Origin of the sequence: Actinophytocola sp., from assembly GCF_036002505.1 — a bacterium.
Taxonomy (GTDB): domain Bacteria; phylum Actinomycetota; class Actinomycetes; order Mycobacteriales; family Pseudonocardiaceae; genus DASYTH01.
The window spans coordinates 27,295-44,901 of sequence record NZ_DASYTH010000292.1 but is presented as its reverse complement, the minus strand read 5'-3'; the positions used below and the strand labels follow the sequence as shown (position 1 = coordinate 44,901).

The 17,607-nt window shown below is 68.7% G+C and carries 12 protein-coding genes; 11 read left to right on the top strand and 1 reads right to left on the bottom strand.

Annotated features, from left to right (window positions below):
* Positions 1 to 105 precede the first annotated feature (105 nt).
* From VGR06_RS25440 to VGR06_RS25390, 11 genes are all read left to right on the top strand, one after another.
* The gene (locus VGR06_RS25440) at positions 106 to 867 is read left to right on the top strand and encodes an IclR family transcriptional regulator (protein WP_414637328.1); all 762 of its coding nucleotides are present in this window, start codon (positions 106 to 108) and stop codon (positions 865 to 867) included.
* Positions 864 to 1,976 carry an aldose epimerase family protein gene (locus VGR06_RS25435; protein ID WP_327561638.1) on the top strand — a complete coding sequence of 371 codons (1,113 nt, stop codon included), beginning with the start codon at positions 864 to 866 and terminating at the stop codon, positions 1,974 to 1,976. The genes VGR06_RS25440 and VGR06_RS25435 overlap by 4 nt, the downstream gene beginning before the upstream one ends.
* 180 nt (positions 1,977 to 2,156) lie before the next feature.
* Positions 2,157 to 3,167: a LacI family DNA-binding transcriptional regulator gene (locus VGR06_RS25430; protein WP_327561637.1), complete on the top strand. Its 1,011-nt coding sequence runs from the start codon at positions 2,157 to 2,159 to the stop codon at positions 3,165 to 3,167.
* 214 nt (positions 3,168 to 3,381) lie between these two features.
* Complete coding sequence (locus VGR06_RS25425; protein WP_327561636.1) at positions 3,382 to 4,641, top strand: ABC transporter substrate-binding protein; 1,260 nt, start codon at positions 3,382 to 3,384, stop codon at positions 4,639 to 4,641.
* A 4-nt stretch (positions 4,642 to 4,645) separates the two neighbouring features.
* Positions 4,646 to 5,608: a sugar ABC transporter permease gene (locus VGR06_RS25420; protein ID WP_327561635.1), complete on the top strand. Its 963-nt coding sequence runs from the start codon at positions 4,646 to 4,648 to the stop codon at positions 5,606 to 5,608.
* Between the two features lie 3 nt (positions 5,609 to 5,611).
* On the top strand, positions 5,612 to 6,466 hold the full coding sequence (locus tag VGR06_RS25415; RefSeq protein WP_327561634.1) for a carbohydrate ABC transporter permease: 855 nt from the start codon (positions 5,612 to 5,614) through the stop codon (positions 6,464 to 6,466).
* Positions 6,463 to 8,790 (top strand): alpha-xylosidase, encoded by a 2,328-nt coding sequence (yicI, locus tag VGR06_RS25410; RefSeq protein ID WP_327561633.1) that lies wholly within the window; start codon positions 6,463 to 6,465, stop codon positions 8,788 to 8,790. The genes VGR06_RS25415 and yicI overlap by 4 nt, the downstream gene beginning before the upstream one ends.
* A gap of 230 nt (positions 8,791 to 9,020) precedes the next feature.
* The gene (locus VGR06_RS25405; protein WP_327561632.1) at positions 9,021 to 12,029 is read left to right on the top strand and encodes a glycoside hydrolase family 3 C-terminal domain-containing protein; all 3,009 of its coding nucleotides are present in this window, start codon (positions 9,021 to 9,023) and stop codon (positions 12,027 to 12,029) included.
* A gap of 17 nt (positions 12,030 to 12,046) precedes the next feature.
* On the top strand, positions 12,047 to 12,805 hold the full coding sequence (locus VGR06_RS25400) for a GH12 family glycosyl hydrolase domain-containing protein (RefSeq protein ID WP_327561631.1): 759 nt from the start codon (positions 12,047 to 12,049) through the stop codon (positions 12,803 to 12,805).
* Between the two features lie 20 nt (positions 12,806 to 12,825).
* Positions 12,826 to 15,675, top strand: a complete 2,850-nt coding sequence (locus tag VGR06_RS25395) for a beta-galactosidase (protein WP_327561630.1) — start codon at positions 12,826 to 12,828, stop codon at positions 15,673 to 15,675.
* On the top strand, positions 15,675 to 17,174 hold the full coding sequence (locus VGR06_RS25390; RefSeq protein ID WP_327561629.1) for an alpha-L-fucosidase: 1,500 nt from the start codon (positions 15,675 to 15,677) through the stop codon (positions 17,172 to 17,174). The genes VGR06_RS25395 and VGR06_RS25390 overlap by 1 nt, the downstream gene beginning before the upstream one ends.
* On the opposite strand, the gene VGR06_RS25385 is transcribed toward VGR06_RS25390, so the two are convergent.
* Positions 17,175 to 17,597 (bottom strand): nucleotidyltransferase domain-containing protein, encoded by a 423-nt coding sequence (locus VGR06_RS25385; protein WP_327561628.1) that lies wholly within the window; start codon positions 17,595 to 17,597, stop codon positions 17,175 to 17,177.
* Positions 17,598 to 17,607: the final 10 nt, after the last annotated feature.

Genomic DNA, 17,607 nt, shown 5'->3' with positions numbered 1-17,607 from the left:
TTAGTCGAAGGCCCCTAGGGATGCCACGCCTCGTTTTGACAGGTCAGGCCGTGCGTCCCTAGGCTCCGTTCGACATTCCGTACCGTATTCGACGAGGTGACGTCATTGGGTCGCGCCGTGCCGGCGGTCGGCCGGGCTTTGGACATCCTGGAGCTGCTCCTCGACACCCCGGAGATCTCCGCACCGGAGATCACCGAGCGGCTCGGCCTGCCCCGGACCACCGTGCATGAGCTGGTCACCACCCTCGCCGACCGGTCCTACCTGACGCCGATTCCCGGCCAGCCGACCCGCTACCGTCTGGGGCTGCGGCTGTTCCTGCTCGGCAGCAGCTTCGCCGAGCGGCTCGACCTCGCCCGCGAGGCGCAGGACGTGGCCCACGAGATCGCCGCGGCGTGTGACGAGACCGTGCACGTCGCCCTGCTCGAAGGCACCGACGTGGTGTACATCGCCAAGGTGGACAGCACCCACCCGGTGCGGATGGTGTCCGCGGTCGGGCGCCGGCTGCCGGCGCACTGCACCGGCGTGGGCAAGATGCTGCTCTCCGCGCTCTCCCCGGAGGCGCTGGACGCGCGTTACCCGCGGGACAAGGAACTGATCGCGATGACGCCGCACAGCATCAGCTCGCCGTCCCGGCTGCGCGCGCACCTGGCCGAGGTGCGTAAGAGCGGCGTGTCCTACGACGACTGCGAGTCCAACGACGCGGTGCACTGCGTGGCCGCGCCGGTCTACCAGCGGACCGGAACCATGGTGGCGGCGATGAGCATCTCGGTGCCCAACATCCGCTGGGACGAGACCCGCCGCGCGGAGTGGACCGAGTTGGTCCGGCGCGGCGCTCGGCAGCTCTCGCAGCGCCTCGGGCACTCTTGAGCGCGGCCGTCGACCCGTCGGGCCCGCCGCGGGTCGAGCAGGACGTCTTCGGGACGACCCCCGACGGGGTCACGATCGACCGGTACACGCTGACCAACGGCCACGGCGTGCGGGTGCGGATCCTCACCTACGGCGGCATCATCCAGACCGTCGAGGTTCCCGACCGGGACGGCCGGATCGCCAACGTGGCGCTCGGATTCAGCAACCTCACCGGCTACCTCACGGACAACTCGCCATATTTCGGTGCCATCATCGGCCGGTACGGCAACCGCATCGCCGCCGGGCGGTTCACCCTGGACGGCGTCAGCTACGAGCTCGCCACGAACAACAACGGGGTCAACCACCTGCACGGCGGCGACCTCGGCTTCGACAAACGGGTCTGGGCCGCCGCCGAGATCCACGAGGACGCAACGGCCGGCCTGCGGCTGCGTTACGTCAGCCCGAGCGGCGAGGAGTCCTACCCCGGCACGCTCACCATCACGGTGGACTACCGGCTCACCCCGGACAACACCATCCGCATCGACTACCGGGCGACCACCGACGCGCCGACCATCGTCAACCTCACCAACCACAGTTACTTCAACCTGGCCGGCGACGGAACCGGCGACATCAACGGCCACGAGCTGACCATCAACGCCAGCCGCTACACCCCGGTCGACGCGGCGCTCATCCCCACCGGCTCAGTGGACCCGGTCGCCGGCACCCCCATGGACTTCCGCCGCCCCACCGCCATCGGCGAACGGATCCGCGACGGCGCCTTCGAGCAACTGGTGTTCGGCCGCGGCTACGACCACAACTACGTCCTCGACCGGCGCGACCCCACCCTCCGCGAGCTGGAGTTCGCCGCGCGGGTGACCGAGGAGCGCAGCGGCCGCGTCCTCACCGTCCACACCACCGAGCCCGGAATACAGTTCTACTCCGGCAACTTCCTCGACTCCACCCTCACCGGCACCAGCGGCAAGCTCTACCGCGCAGGCGACGGCTTCGCCCTGGAGACCCAACACTTCCCCGACTCGCCCAATCACCCTGACTTCCCATCGACGGTCCTGCGACCCGGCCAGACCTACCACTCCGCGACCACCTACCAACTGCACCTCAGGGGACCGTGACGGCACCCAGCCACAATCCGTTAATTTCGGAGGCGGGCTGGTCGAAGCGCTTCGACCACGGGGTGCCACCCGCTCGAATGATGCCGGGTGCGAAGCATTGCCGTGCAGGCTTGTCGCTCGTACAGTGACCTGTCGAAGCGATTCGACTTCGAAGCGGTTCGACAGTGGGCTGGTGACATCGTGGTCAAGATCGACGACGTGGCCCGGCATGCCGGGGTGGCGCCGAGCACGGTCTCCTACGTGCTCAGCGGCAAGCGGACGATCTCCGAACAGACCCGCGAACGGGTGATGCGCAGCGTCCGCACGCTGGGGTACCACCCGCACGCCGGCGCCCGGGCGCTGGCCAGCAACCGGTCCAATGTGGTCGCGCTCGTCGTCCCGCTGCGCAGCGGCATCCACGTCCCGGTGATCATGCAGTTCGCCACGTCGGTGGTCACCGAGGCCCGGACCTTCGACCACGACGTGCTGTTGCTGACCCAGGACGAGGGCGTCGCCGGGCTGCAGCGGGTGGCCGGCACCTCGCTCGTGGACGCGATCATCGTGATGGACGTCGAGCTGCACGACAACCGGCTCCCGGCGCTCCGCGCGCTCAAGCGGCCGGCGGTGCTCATCGGTGTACCGGAGGACGCCTCCGGACTCACCTGCATCGACCTGGACTTCACCGCTGCCGGCGCGGTCTGCCTCAACCACCTCGCCGGCAACGGGCACCGCCGGGTCGCGCTGATCGGCTCGCCGCCGGAGGTCTACAAGCGGGAGACCGGCTTCGCCACCCGGCTGCTCGGCGGGTTCAGGCAGGCCGCGGGCCAGCGCCGGGTCAAGGTCAGCGCGTACCCGTGCGAGCCCACCGAGGCGGCGGCCAAGGCCGTCGTGGAGAAGCTGATGGCCGAACGGCCGCGGGTGACCGGCGTGGTCATCCACAACGAGTCGATCATCGGGCACGTGCTGAACGCGTTCGCGCACAAGGGCGCCCAGGTGCCGGACGACATCTCGGTGGTGGCCATCTGCCCAGACGAGCAGGCCGAGCAGGCCCGCCCGTCGCTCACCTCGGTCGCCATCCCAGCCGACGAGCTCGGCCGCAGCGCCGTCCGGATGCTGATGGGCGAGCTGGCCCGGGGCGAGCACGTCTCGAGCACCACCCTCCTCCCACCCAAGCTGACCGAACGGCAGAGCACGGCCATGCTGGTGGGCTAACTCGACAACCGCAGATCCGCAAGCGCACTCACGTGCGTGCTGTCGAAGCGCTTCGACAGTGTGACCGCTTGGAGGAACAATGAGGTTCAGGGCAGGAACTGTGTTGGTAGATACCAATCCGACCGAAAGTAGGAGTCGCCGCAGGTCCCGCCCTTGCGTTGGTCGGCCTACTTTCGGTCTCCTTGGTAAGGGTGCGGGCCTGCTGGCAGCGTTCGTGGCGTCGGTGATGCTGGCCGCCTGCGGCAACGACAGCGGCTCGGCGGGCAACAGCGGCCCGCGTGAGTTCAAGCTCTGGTACTACGAGGGCCCGGACAGCGCCATGGGCAAGGCCTGGGCCGCGGCGGTCAAGGAGTTCCAGAGCAGCCACCCCAACGTGACGGTGAAGTTCGAGGAGAAGGGCTTCGAGCAGATCCAGAAGACCGCGCAGATGATCCTCAACTCCAACGACGCGCCGGATCTCATGGAGTACAACAAGGGCAACGCCACCACCGGCCTGCTGTCCAAGCAGGGCCTGCTCACCGACCTGACCGACGAGGTGACCAAGCGCGGCTGGGACAAGCAGCTCAGCCCGAACCTGCAGACCACGGCCAAGTACGACCAGCGCGGGGTGATGGGCGGTGACCGCTGGTTCGGGGTGCCCAACTACGCCGAGTACGTCCTGGTGTTCTACAACAAGGACCTGTTCGCGAAGAACAACGTCAAGGTGCCGACCACGATGGACGAGCTGACCGCGGCGCTGGACACGTTCAAGAAGGCCGGCGTCGCCCCGCTCTCCGTCGGCGGCGCGGAGTACCCGGCGCACCAGGTGCTCTACGAGCTGGCGCTGTCCAAGGCGAACCGCGACTGGGTGGACCGCTACCAGCGCTACACCGGCAAGGTCGACTTCCACGACAGCGTCTGGTCCTACGCGGCCAACACGTTCGTCGACTGGGTGAACAAGGGCTACATCGACAAGCAGTCCACCAGCATCAAGGCCGAGGACATGGGCCTCGCGTTCATCGCCGGCAAGTTCCCCATGATGATCTCCGGCACCTGGTGGTTCGGCCGGCTGCAGAGCCAGATCAAGAACTTCCAGTGGGGCGCGTTCCTGTGGCCCGCCAAGATGAGCGCCGGCTCCAGCGGCAACATCTGGGTGGTGCCCAAGGGTTCCAAGAACAAGGACCTCGCCTACGACTTCATCAACATCACCATGCAGCAGCAGAACCAGGCCGTGCTCGGCAACTCCGGCGGGGTGCCGGTGGCCGCCGATCCGGCCGCGGTCACCGACCCGCCGACCAAGACCCTGATCGAGGACTTCAACACGCTGGTCAAGCGGGACGGATTGGCCTTCTACCCGGACTGGCCCGCGCCCGGCTACTACGACGTGCTGGTGTCCGCCACCCAGAAGCTGATCAGCGGAAGCGCCTCACCGGACCAGTTCCTCGACGAGATCGCCAAGCCGTACCAGGAGAATGCCGCAAACCTTGGTGGATAGCGCGATGGGAACTCCGGTGCAGGCGGCGCCGACTCCGGTCGCCTCGACGCCGCGACCGGCGGCCCGGCCGGCCCACAACCGCCGGCCGGGCCGCAACCTCGGCTACCTGCCCTACCTGATCCCGGGCGTCGTGCTGTTCGTCGCCATCGTCGCGGTGCCGCTGGTGATCAACGTCGGGATCAGCTTCACCCGCTGGCAGGGCGCCGGCACACCGGTCTGGGTCGGTCTGGACCAGTACCGGAAACTGTTCACCGACGAGACTTTCTGGGCCTCGACGCGGCACAACCTGGCGCTGATCGTGGCCATGGCGATCATCCCGACGTTTCTCGGGCTGATCCTGGCCAACGCCCTGTTCGACGTGATCGGCAAGCGGTTCGGCCAGCGCACCGCGAGCGCCCTGCGGGCCTCGTTCTACCTGCCGCAGGTGCTGCCCGCCGTGGTGGCCGGCGTGGTGTGGGGCTGGATCCTGCACCCGGAATACGGCGCGGCCAACACGGTGCTGCGCTTCGTCGGGCTGGACTCCTGGGCGCACAACTGGTTGGGCGACGAGAACACCGCGCTGCTGTCGGTGATGGGCGTGCTGGTCTGGATCCAGCTCGGCTACCCGGTGGTGATCTTCATGGCCGGCCTGCAGCGGGTGGACCCCGAGCTGTACGAGTCGGCGGAGCTCGACGGCGCGTCCTGGTGGCGGCGGCTGTGGTCGATCAGCGTGCCGCAGATCCGGCCGGAGATCTTCGTGGTGTTGCTGACCTGCACGATCGCCGCGTTGAAGACCTTCGACAAGATCTTCGTGCTGACCCGCGGCGGCCCGGGCGGCGCGACCAACGTGCCGTCCTACTTCTCCTTCCAGAACTTCTTCGAGAAAGCCAACGTCGGTTACGGCGCCGCCATCGCCACCGTGCTCACCGCGATCATCATGGGCCTCACGTTCCTGTTCCTCCGCGCGCAGAGCAGGGAGCAGGGCTGAGGCATGACCACCATCGCCACCCGCACCCCGCGGCGCCGCCGAGATCCCGTCCGGCACATCGTGCTGGCCGTCCTGGTGGTCATCGCGGTGCTCACCCTCATCCCGTTCGCGCTGGTCGCGGTGAACGCGCTGAAGTCGCCGTCCGACTACGCCCAGCGCGGCCCGTTGCGGCTGCCGGAAACCGTGTATTTCAAGGGGATCGTCGATTTCTGGGTGCGCGTGGACTTCGGCGAGAAGCTGTGGAACAGCACGGTGATCAGCGCCTCGGTGGCCGTGCTGGCGGTGCTGGTGTCGATCGTCACCGCCTACGCGCTCGGCATCGGCCGGATCAAGGGCCGGATGTGGATCATTGCGATCTTCCTGCTGGCCAACCTGATGCCGCAGGAGGCCCTGGTCTACCCGCTGTACTTCCTGGCCAAGCAGGTCGACCTGTACGACACCCGGCTCGCCGTGATCATCATCTTCACCGCCATCCAGAGCGCGTTCGGCACCTACCTGCTGTCCTCGGTGCTGTCCGCGTTCCCGCGGGAGATCCTCGAAGCGGCCAGAGTGGACGGTGCGAGCCGGTGGCAGGTGCTGTGGCGGGTCGTGGTGCCGATGAGCTGGCCGACCCTGTCGGTGCTGCTGGTGTTCTTCTTCATCTGGACCTGGAACGAGTTCTTCATTCCGCTGGTGATGCTGATCTCCAACGAGAACCAGACCGTTCCGGTGGCATTGGGTGTGCTGCAAGGCCAACGGCTGATGGATGCCACCACGCAGAGCGCTTCGGCGCTGCTCGGCATCCTGCCCGCCGTGGTGTTCTTCCTGATTTTCCAGCGCACGTTGACCCGTGGAATCGCGGTGGGAGCGGTCAAATGAAGTTCACGGACGGACGGTGGCGAATGCGGCCCGGGGTTCACCCCGCCTATGCCCACGAGGTGCTCGACGTGGACTTAGGCCTGGGCACGCTGACCGTCTACGCCCCGGCCTACCACGTCCGCGACCGGGTGGATCTGCAGCAGGGCCCGGTGTTCACGGTGGACTTCTCGGCGCCGATGCCGGACGTCATCGGTGTCTCGGTCACCCATTTCGCCGGCGAGGTGACCCGGCCGCCCCGGTTCGAGCTGCTGGCCGAGGCCACCCCGCAGGACGCGGTGCTCGCCGGCGGCCCGGACGCCGCGGTGCTGACCTCCGGCGCGCTCTCCGCCCGGGTCCGCCGCGACGGCGGCTGGCAGGTGGATTTCCTTGCCGGGGACCGGGTTCTCACCACGAGCGGGCCGGAGGACCTGGCGTTCATCACCACGGACGCGGGCGAGCACCACGTGCGGGAGCGGCTCAGCCTCGGCCTCGGCGCCGCGGTGTACGGGCTGGGGGAGCGGTTCGGTCCATTGGTGCGCAACGGCCAGTCGGTGGACATCTGGAACGCCGACGGCGGCACGTGCAGCGAGCAGGCATACAAGAACGTGCCGTTCTGCCTGACCAATGCCGGCTACGGGGTATTCGTCGACCACCCGGGGAACGTCTCCTTCGAGGTCGCCTCCGAAGACGTCACCAAAATTCAGTTCAGCGCGGAGACCCAGGCGCTGCGGTACTTCCTCATCTACGGCCCGACACCGAAGGAGATCCTGCGAAAGTACACCGCGCTCACCGGCCGGCCGGCCCTTCCGCCGGCCTGGTCCTTCGGCCTGTGGTTGTCGACTTCCTGGAACACCTCCTACGACGAGCAGACGGTCACCGAGTTCGTCGACGGCATGGCCGAGCGCGACCTCCCGCTGTCGGTCTTCCATTTCGACTGCTTCTGGATGCGCGAGATCAGCTGGTGCGACTTCGAGTGGGACCCGCGCACGTTTCCCGACCCCCGCGGCATGCTGGCCCGGCTGAAAGCCAAGGGCCTCAAGGTATGCGTCTGGATCAACCCGTACATCGCGCAGCGCTCGCCGCTGTTCGCCGAAGGGAAGGCACACGGTTACCTGCTCACCCGGCCCAACGGCGACGTCTGGCAGTGGGACCTGTGGCAGCCCGGCATGGCGGTGGTGGACTTCACCAATCCGGACGCCCGAGAATGGTACGCGTCCAAACTGGACGCCCTGCTGGACATGGGAGTGGACTGCTTCAAGTCCGATTTCGGCGAGCGCATTCCCACCGATGTCCGGTATTTCGACGGCTCCGATCCCGAGCTCATGCACAACTACTACACCTACCTGTACAACCGGACGGTTTTCGAGCTGCTCCGCAAACGCCGGGGTGACGGTGAGGCCGTGGTGTTCGCCCGGTCGGCCACGGTCGGCTCCCAGCAGTTTCCGGTGCACTGGGGCGGCGACAACTCCTCGACCTACGAGTCGATGGCGGAGAGCCTGCGGGGCGGGCTGTCGCTCTGCATGTCCGGCTTCGGCTTCTGGAGCCACGACATCGGCGGCTTCGAGGGCACCCCGACCGCGGCGCTGTTCAAACGGTGGGTCCCGTTCGGACTCCTGTCCTCGCACAGCCGGCTGCACGGCAACCGCTCCTACCGGGTGCCCTGGCTGTTCGACGAGGAAGCGGTGGAGGTGTTGCGGCGCTTCACCAAGCTCAAGATCGGCCTGATGCCGTACCTCTACCAGGCGGCGCGCGTGGCGCACCTGCAGGGGATTCCGATGATGCGCGCCATGGTCGTGGAGTTTCCGGACGATCCGGCCTGCACCTACCTGGACCGCCAGTACCTGCTCGGCGACGACCTGCTGGTGGCCCCGGTCTTCACCGCGGACGGCGCGGTCGACTACTACGTGCCGCCCGGCGTATGGACGCACCTGCTTACCGGGCAACGGGTTTCCGGACCGGGCTGGGTGCGCGAGACGCACGGGTTCGACAGCGTCCCGCTGCTGGTCCGCCCCGGCGCGGTGGTTCCCTTCGGCGCGGCGGAGGACCGGCCCGGCTACGACTACGCCGACCGGGTGACGTTGCAGGCCTATGAGATCGCCGACGACGCGACCGTCACCACGGTGATCCCGACCGTGGCCGGCGAGGTCGCGTGCACGTTCCAGACAAGGCGGGAGGGCCCGGTCGTGCGGGTCTGGGCGGACCACCCCCCGATGGGCTGGCGATTCCTGCTGGTGGGCATCGAATCCGTGGTGTCCGTCGCCGGCGGCACGGCAGCCCGCCACGAGCACGGCACCCTCATCCACGCCCACGGCCCGGAACTGATCATAAGACTCCCCGAGGAGTGATGATGAAACCCGTGGTTGGCCGCGTTTTTCGGTTCAGCCGTTGTCTTCCCGCTCCGCGCGGGCTTAACATCGCCGTTACGTCGTTGAACCGCTTCGATTGGGGCGGTCCCCCGATGGCGATCTCCTTCTGCAGGTAGCTGGACCACCAACATAATCAGACCTCCGATACCGGCTCGCGATAGTCGAAGCGCTTCGACAATTCCGTTCGACCGGCCCGATGGAGTGCGCCCATGAGGAACCGAAGTGCCACCAACCGTTCTCGCCGGCTCGGCGTTCTCGCCGTCTCCGTGGTGCTGATGTCCGCCCTCACCGGACCGGTCGCCGCCGCGGAGAAGCGTGCGGAGTATCCGTTCCGCGATCCCGACGTGCCGCTGTCCGTGCGGGTCGACGACCTGCTCAAGCGGCTCACGCTGGCCGAGAAGGTCTCGCTGCTGCACCAGTTCCAGCCCGCCATCCCGCGCCTGGGCATCCCGGAGTTCAAGACCGGCACCGAGGCGCTGCACGGCCTGGCCTGGACCACAGACCGCAACAACAACGGCGCGGTGGTGACCGCGAACGCCACGGTCTTCCCGCAGTCCGTGGGCCTGGCGTCGACCTGGGACCCGACGCTGATCCGGCAGGTCGGCGCCGCCGTCGGCGACGAAGCCCGGGCCTACAACGCGGAAAACCCGGGGGTGTGGGGCGTGCAGGTGTGGGCTCCGGTGGTGAACCTGCTGCGGGACCCGCGGTGGGGCCGCAACGAGGAGGGCTACTCCGAGGACGCGCTGCTGACCGGCGCGATCTCCACCGCCTACGGCAAAGGCCTCTCCGGTGACCACCCGACGTACCTCAAGACCGCCCCGGTGCTCAAGCACTACCTGGCCAACAACAACGAGATCCATCGCGACACCACGTCCTCCAACCTGCCGCCGCGGGTGAAGAAGGAGTACGACGAGCTGGCGTTCAAGCCGGCCATCTCCTCGAACGCGGCGACCGGCGTGATGGGCTCGTACAACCTGGTCAACGGCCGGCCGAACACGGTCAGCCCGGACCTCGACGACGCCGTGCGCTCGTGGACGAACAAGACCCTGTACAACGTCAGCGACGCGTTCGCGCCGTACAACCTGACCGGCTCGGAGCAGTACTACGCCACCAACCCCGAGGGCTTCGCCGCCACGCTCAAGGCCGGGCTGGACAGCTTCACCGTGGACAACCAGAACTCCCAGCCCACCATCGACACCATCAACTCCGCGCTGGCGCAGGGCCTGCTCACCGAGGCCGACGTCAACACCGCGGTGCGGCACGTGCTGAGCATCCGGTTCCGGCTCGGCGACTTCGACCCCGACGGCGGACCGTACGCCAAGATCGGCAAGGACGTGGTGAACTCCCCGGCGCACCAGGCACTTGCCCGCAAGGCCGCGGCGGAATCCGTGGTGCTGTTGAAGAACAACGGCAACCTCCCGCTGGACGCCGCCCGCACCCGCAACGTCGCGGTGATCGGGCCGCTGTCCGACACGCTCTACACCGACTGGTATTCGGGCGCGTTGCCGTACCGGGTCACCCCGCTGGACGGGATCAAGGCGCGGCTCGGCAGCGGCGCGACCGTGGCGAACACCGAGGCGGTGGACCGGATCGCGCTGCGCGAGGCCAGCACCGGCCGGTACCTGACCGCGGGGTCCGGTGTGGACGGTGCCGTGCTCAAGGCGGCCGGCGCGAGCGCGGGCGCCACCGAGCAGTTCGACGCGTTCGACTGGGGCCAGGGCGTGCTGACCCTGCGCAGCGCCGCCAACGGGAAGTACGTGGAGCGTCAGGACTTCGGCGCCACCAGCCCGTTCGTGAACCGCGCCGCGCAGCCGCACGACTGGTTCGTCCAGCAGCAGTTCAAGCTCGAGGACGCCGGCGACGGCGCCGTGGTCGTGCACTACGTCGGCTTCGAGACCCCCAACGACTGGGAGGGCCCGAACAACTACCTGACCGTGGCCGCGGACGGCACGCTCACGCTCGGCTCCCCGGACGCGGCCGGTGCGGCCCGGTTCCGCAAGGAGACGATCAGCACCGGCGTGAACGACGCCGTGCGCACCGCTACCGGGGCCGACGCCGCGGTCGTGGTGGTCGGCAGCATGCCGTTCATCAACGGCCGGGAGGACCACGACCGGACCACGATGGCGTTGGCGGAGAGCCAGTCCGCGCTGATCAAGGCGGTGAAGCAGGCCAACCCGAACACGATCGTGGTGGTGGAGAACAGCTACCCGACCACGCTCACCTGGGAGCAGCAGAACATCCCGGCCATCCTGTGGACGTCCCACGCCGGCCAGGAGACCGGCCACGCCGTCGCCGACGTGCTGTTCGGCGACGCGAACCCGGCCGGGCGGCTCACCCAGACCTGGTACCGCTCGGAGGCCGACCTGCCCAGCATCCTGGACTACGACATCATCAAGTCGAACCGTACGTACCAGTACTTCCAGGGTGATCCGCTCTACGCGTTCGGCCACGGCCTGTCCTACACCTCGTTCCGCTACAGCGACCTGCGGGTCGATTCGCCGATCGTCCGTCCGAACGGGACGGTCGAGGTCAGCGTCAGGGTGACCAACACCGGGCGCCGGGCGGGCGACGAGGTGGTGCAGCTGTACACTCACCAGCGCACCTCCCGGGACAAGCAGCCGGTGCTGCAGCTGCGCGGGTTCCAGCGGGTCTCCCTGCAGCCCGGCCAGACCCGGACGGTCCGGATCTCCCTTGCCGCGTCGGATCTCGCGCACTGGGACGTGACCCGGGGTCGCTGGGTGGTCGAGTCCGCCGTGCACGACGTCCTGGTCGGTGCCTCGGCCGCGGACATCCGGCAGCGCGGGACGGTGCGGGTCGACGGCGAGCAGATCCCGTCGCGCAACCTCGCCCGGGACACCCGCGCGATCGACTTCGACGACTACGCCGGCGTGGACCTGGTGGATGAGAGCAAGGTCCGCGGTGACGCCGTCGGCGGGTCCGCCGGTGACTGGATCTCCTTCGCCGACACCGATCTGCGCGCCGGTGCACGGAACGCCACGGTCCGGGTCGCCCGGGCGGCGGCGGGCGCGGCGTCGGTTCAGATCCGTCTGGACGACCCGGTGAACGGCCGGCTGGTGGGCACCGTTCCGGTGCCGAGCACGGGCGACAAGTACGCCTACACCACCAGCACCGCGGCGCTGACCGGCGCGAGTGGACGGCACACGGTGTACCTCGTGTTCACCGGCGACCTACGGATCAGCACCTTCTCGCTGCGATAACTTCAAAGGCGGAACCCATGTTGCGCAAGACATCCCTGCTCGCAGCGGTGTGCACCGCGGCGGTTCTTGCGGTGGCGCCCGGCACGCCGGCACAGGCCACGACGAACTGTACGGCGTTCGGCACCATCACCCTCGGCAAGTACTACCTGAACAACAACCTCTGGGGGCAGAGCTCCGGCTCCGGTTCCCAGTGCATCTCCGACACCCGCACCGGTTCCACCATCGGCTGGAACACCACGTACAACTGGGCCAACAACCCCAGCCAGGTGAAGTCCTACGACAGCAGCGTTCTGGGCTGGCACTGGGGCTGGAAGACCAGTGGGACCGAGCTCCCGGTGCGGCTCAACGCCGGCCGGGACATCTTCACCGACGTGCGCTACCGGGTGTCCGCCTCGGGAACGTTCAACGTCGCGTATGACCTGTGGCTGCACGACATCCCCAATCCGGACTGGCCGAACAACCCGACCGACGAGGTGATGATCTGGACCTACCGGGCCGGCGGCGCCGGCCCGCTGGGTACCTTCCAGGGCACGGTCAACCTCGCCGGCACGAGTTGGGATCTCTACCGCGGCAACATCGGCTGGAACGTCTTCTCGTTCATCCGGCGGTCCAACACCACCGCGGCCACCCTGCACCTGCAGGACTTCCTGGGCAACCTGGTCAGCCGCGGCTGGATGGCCAACACCAAGTACCTGTCCAGCATCGAGCACGGCACCGAGGTGTTCGTCGCCAACGGCCGGCTGGACGTCGACTCCTACACGGCTGACATCCGATGATCCGCCGAATACTCGTCGCGATGCTGACGGTCGCGACGCTGGTGGCCGTGCCCCGGGCGACGGCCGATCCGCCCGGGCCGGCCCACCAGGTGGGCTACGACCACTACTCGCTGACCGTCGACGGCAAGCGGATCTTCTTGTGGAGCGGGGAGTTCCACTACTTCCGGCTGCCCAGCCCGGAGCTCTGGCGCGACGTGCTGGAGAAGATCCGCTCGGCCGGCTTCAACGGGATCTCGCTCTACTTCGACTGGGCCTACCACTCGCCGGCGCCCGGGGTGTACGACTTCACCGGGGTGCGGGACGTGGACCGGTTGCTGCGACTGGCCGAGGAGCTCGGCCTGTACGTGGTGGCCCGGCCGGGCCCGTACATCAACGCGGAGGTCACCGGCGGCGGCTTTCCCGCGTGGCTCAAGCAGGTTCCGGGCCGGGGCCGGTCCAGCGATCCCGGATACACCGCGGCGTACCGGGACTGGCTCGGCCACATCAACCCGATCATCGCGCGGCACCAGGTCACCCGTGGCGGCTCGGTGCTCCTCTACAACGTGGAGAACGAGTACGCGGTCAACACCTCCGTGGAGTACATGACCGACCTGCAGAACCAGGCGCGGGCGGCCGGGATCACCGTGCCGATCACGCACAACGCCTGCTGCGACGCGGCTTCCTGGTCCTCCAGTTGGGGTTCCGGCCCGGGTGCGGTGCAGATCCCCGGAGTGGACGACTATCCGCAGTCCTTCGAGTGCCAGACTCCGGGCACCTGGGGGCCGTGGGGCGAGGGCGTCACCGAGCGGCTGCGCGACGACGCTCCGGTCTACGCCGCGGAGTACCAGGGCGGTGCGATCGACCTCAACCGCGCGGGGTACGACGCCTGCCGGGCGCTGACCGGGCCCAGCTACATGAAGTTCTTCCACAAGAACAACCTGATCACCAGTGGCGCCACCGCGCACAGCTTCTACATGGCCTTCGGCGGCACCAACTGGGGCTGGCTGGGACAGCCCAACGACGTCTACACCTCCTACGACTACGGTGCCGCGATCACCGAGTCGCGCCAGCTCACCGCGAAGTACGACGAGTTCAAGCGGCAGGGCTACTTCGTCACGAGCGTGGCGCCGCTGACGAAGACCGACTCGGCCGCCGCGCCGGTGCCGGCGAACCCATTGGTGGCCGCCAGCGCCCGGGCCAACCCGGACACCCGGACCCAGTTCGTCCTGGTGCGGCACACCGACCGGGCCGCGTCGACCGATGATATGTCCACTCTGGACTGGTCGGCGCCCGACGGCCGGTACTCGGTGCCAGTGCGGGTGAACGGCCGGGACGCCAAGGTCCTGGTGGCCGGCTACAACCTCGGCGGCCAGCGGCTGGTGTGGTCCAGTTCGGAGATCATGACCCACGCGTTCATCGGCGGGCGGGACATCGCGCTGCTCTACGGCCGGTCCGGCGAGTCCGGCTCGACCGTGCTGCGTTATTCGGACCGGCCCACGGTGCGCGTGCTCGACGGCGCGGTGTCCTCGTCGTACAACCCGGCGAACGGCGACCTCCGGCTCGACTATGTCCACAGTGGACTCGCTCGGGTGGAGATCACCGGCGGCGGGCGCCGGCCGGTGCTGCTGCTACTCGGCACCGACGAGACCGCGGCGCGGTTCTGGCGGCTGGACACCAACGCCGGGCCGGTGCTGGTCAACGGCACGGCGCTGGCCCGGTCGGCCCGGGTCGACGGGAACACCGTGCGGTTGCGGGCCGACACCGAGGCCGACGGCGAGGTCGAGGTGTTCGGGCCGGCGTCGGCGCGGCGGCTGGTCGTCGGTGTCGAAGCGGTTCGAACCCGCACGACCGCGAGCGGCTCGCTCGTCGGCCGGGTGCGCGGACCCGACCCCGTTTCGCTGCCGGAGCTGACCGGCTGGCGGGTCCGGGCAGAGGCGCCGGAGTCCCAGCCGGGCTTCGATGACTCGCACTGGACCGTGGCGGACAAGACCAGCTCGACCAGCCCGCTGCCGCCGAAAACGCTGCCGGTGCTCTATGCGGGCGACTACGGCTTCGACTACGGCCACGTCTGGTACCGCGGGCGTTTCACCGCCACCGGTGCCGAGACCACGGTGTCGCTCAACGCGATCACCGGCAAGAACGGGGTCTACCAGGTGTGGCTCAACGGCCGCTACCTCGGCCAGGCGGCCGGCGGCACCCAGGCCGACACCGACCCCGACAACCCCACGCCCAACCCCGATCCGGGGCGTGGCGACTTCACGATCCCGGCCGGCCTGCTCACCCCCGGGTCGAGCGCGGTGCTCTCGGTGCTGGTCGAGAACATGGGCCACAACGACGACTGGATCGCCAACGACATGCGGTTCAAGCAGCCGCGCGGGCTGATCGGCGCGTCGGTAACCGGATCCTCGGTGCCCATCGCCTGGCGGATCCAGGGCACCCGGGGCGGCCGCGACCTGGTCGACACCGAGCGCGGACCGCTGAACAACGGCGGCCTGTTCGGTGAGCGTGCCGGCTGGTACCTGCCCGAGGCGCCGGATCGCTCCTGGACTCGGATCGCTTCGCCGGCCGCGGGTTCGCTCGTCCCCGGGATCACCTGGTACCGCGACACGTTCCGGCTCGACCTGCCGCGCGACCAGGACGTGTCGGTGGGCCTGCGGTTCGGCGGCGACACCACCCGGCCGTACCGCGTGCTGATCTTCTTGAACGGCTGGAACATCGGTAAGTACGTCAACGACCTCGGCCCGCAGCGCGATTTCGTGCTCCCCGCCGGAATGCTGCACGAGCACGGCGAGAACACGCTCGCGCTGGCCGTGGTCTCGGCCGGTGCCGCGGGCGGGCCCGGCCCGGTGAGCCTCATGGCCCTGGGCAACCAGCGAGGAGGTGCCCGGTGATGGACGGGTTGACCCGACGAGACTTCCTGGCGGCAGCGGGTGTCGCGTCCGCGGCGGCGATCTCCCTACCGGCGTCCGCCGCCGCGACGCGATCACCCGCCGATCGCGGCAACCGCTACGAGCTGCAGAAGCGCTTCGTCGACTGGCGCTTCGGCATGTTCATCCACTTCAACATGGGCACCTTCCACGACATGGAATGGGTCAACCCCAATCAGGACCCCCTGTCGTTCAACCCCACGGCGCTCGACTGCGGCCAGTGGGCCGACGCCGCCCAGGCCGCGGGCATGCGCTTCGCCGTGCTCACCGCCAAGCACCACGACGGCTTCTGCCTCTGGCCCACCGCGTACACGCCGTACAACGTGATGAGCAGCGGCCACCGCCACGACGTGGTCCGCGCCTACGTCGAAGCGTTTCGATCGCGCGGCATCACGCCCTGCCTCTACTTCTCCATCTGGGACCGCACCAACGGCGTCGGCCCGCCGGTCTGGGACGAGGACGCGCCCATCGACCTCGACCTGGTCAAAGGCCAGCTCACCGAGCTCCTCACCAACTACGGCCGCATCCCGCTGCTGATCTTCGACGGCTGGGCCTGGCACCCCCGCCTGGGCCACCGAACGATCCCGTTCGGCGAGATCCGCGCCCACGTGGCCGCCCTCCAACCCGACTGCCTCCTCCTCGACCTCAACGGCCTCATCAACCACTGGGACTCCGACCTGGTCTTCGTCGAAGAACCCAAAGGTGGCGTGTTCTGCCCACCCGGCAACACCCTCGCCGCCAGCCAAGGCCAAACCATCTCCCCGGCCGGCTGGTTCTGGCACCCCTCAACCCCGTCGGCCGTCCTCACCCCCGACCAGATCGTCGACGGCCACCTGTCCGTCCTCGAACCCCGCTACTGCACCTTCATCCTCAACTGCCCGCCCAACCCCCAGGGCCTCCTCGACGCCAGCATCGTCGAAACGCTTCGACAAGTCGGCACCCGCTGGCACCCCGACCGCACCCGGCCCGCCCTTCCCGGCCAACCGGACGTCCTGCGCTACCCGCTGACCTCCGTCTCCGCGACGGCCACCACCGGAAACGCCGCGGCCCTCATCGACGGCCACAGCGACTTCGGCTGGAACGGTCAGGCCGACCAGACCCTCTGGCAGTCCGCCGGCCCGCTGCCGCAGTCGATCACGCTCGACCTCGGCCGGGTGCACGCCGGCATCGACACGCTCACCTATCTACCCCGCCAGGACACCGCCACGAACTACGCCTACGACTACCTGACCGACGGCAACATCACCGGCTACCGGATCGCGACCAGCCGCGACGGCACCCGCTTCCAGGAGGTCTCCCACGGCTCCTGGGCCGGCGACCACACCCTCAAACGAGCCCGCTTCCACCCCACTCACGCCCGCTTCGTCCGCCTCGAGATCCGGTCCACCGTGGCCGGAGCCCCGGCGATCGCCAGCGAGCTCGCCTGCGGCGGAACCGACTCACCCCCGAGACCGCTCCACTGATCACCCGACCCCACACGCCACCAGCAACGCCCCCAGCGCCCCGCTCGGATCATGGAGAATCCGCGCGCCATCCGTGACCACCTTCCGCGTGCCCGGATCCACCGGATCGACGCATGCCCAGCTCGGGCCTCCGACCCCGAACTCCACCTCCAACCCCGACGGAGTCCGGAACCGCCGCTCGGTGATCACCCCCCACCGCCGCGTCCGCACCAACTCGCCCAACCCCAACCCGGCACCCCACCCGTCCTCCGCCAGGTACGCACCCCGCTCCGTGGTCAGCAGCACCAGATCCACATCCGAATCAGCCCGCGCCGCACCCCGCGCATACGACCCCACCAGCAACAGCCCGACCACATCCGCGCGGCCCCCGACCCACCGCGCAACCCACTCGACAACCCCCGCCGCCTCGGCCGCCCGCGCCAAGAACTCACCG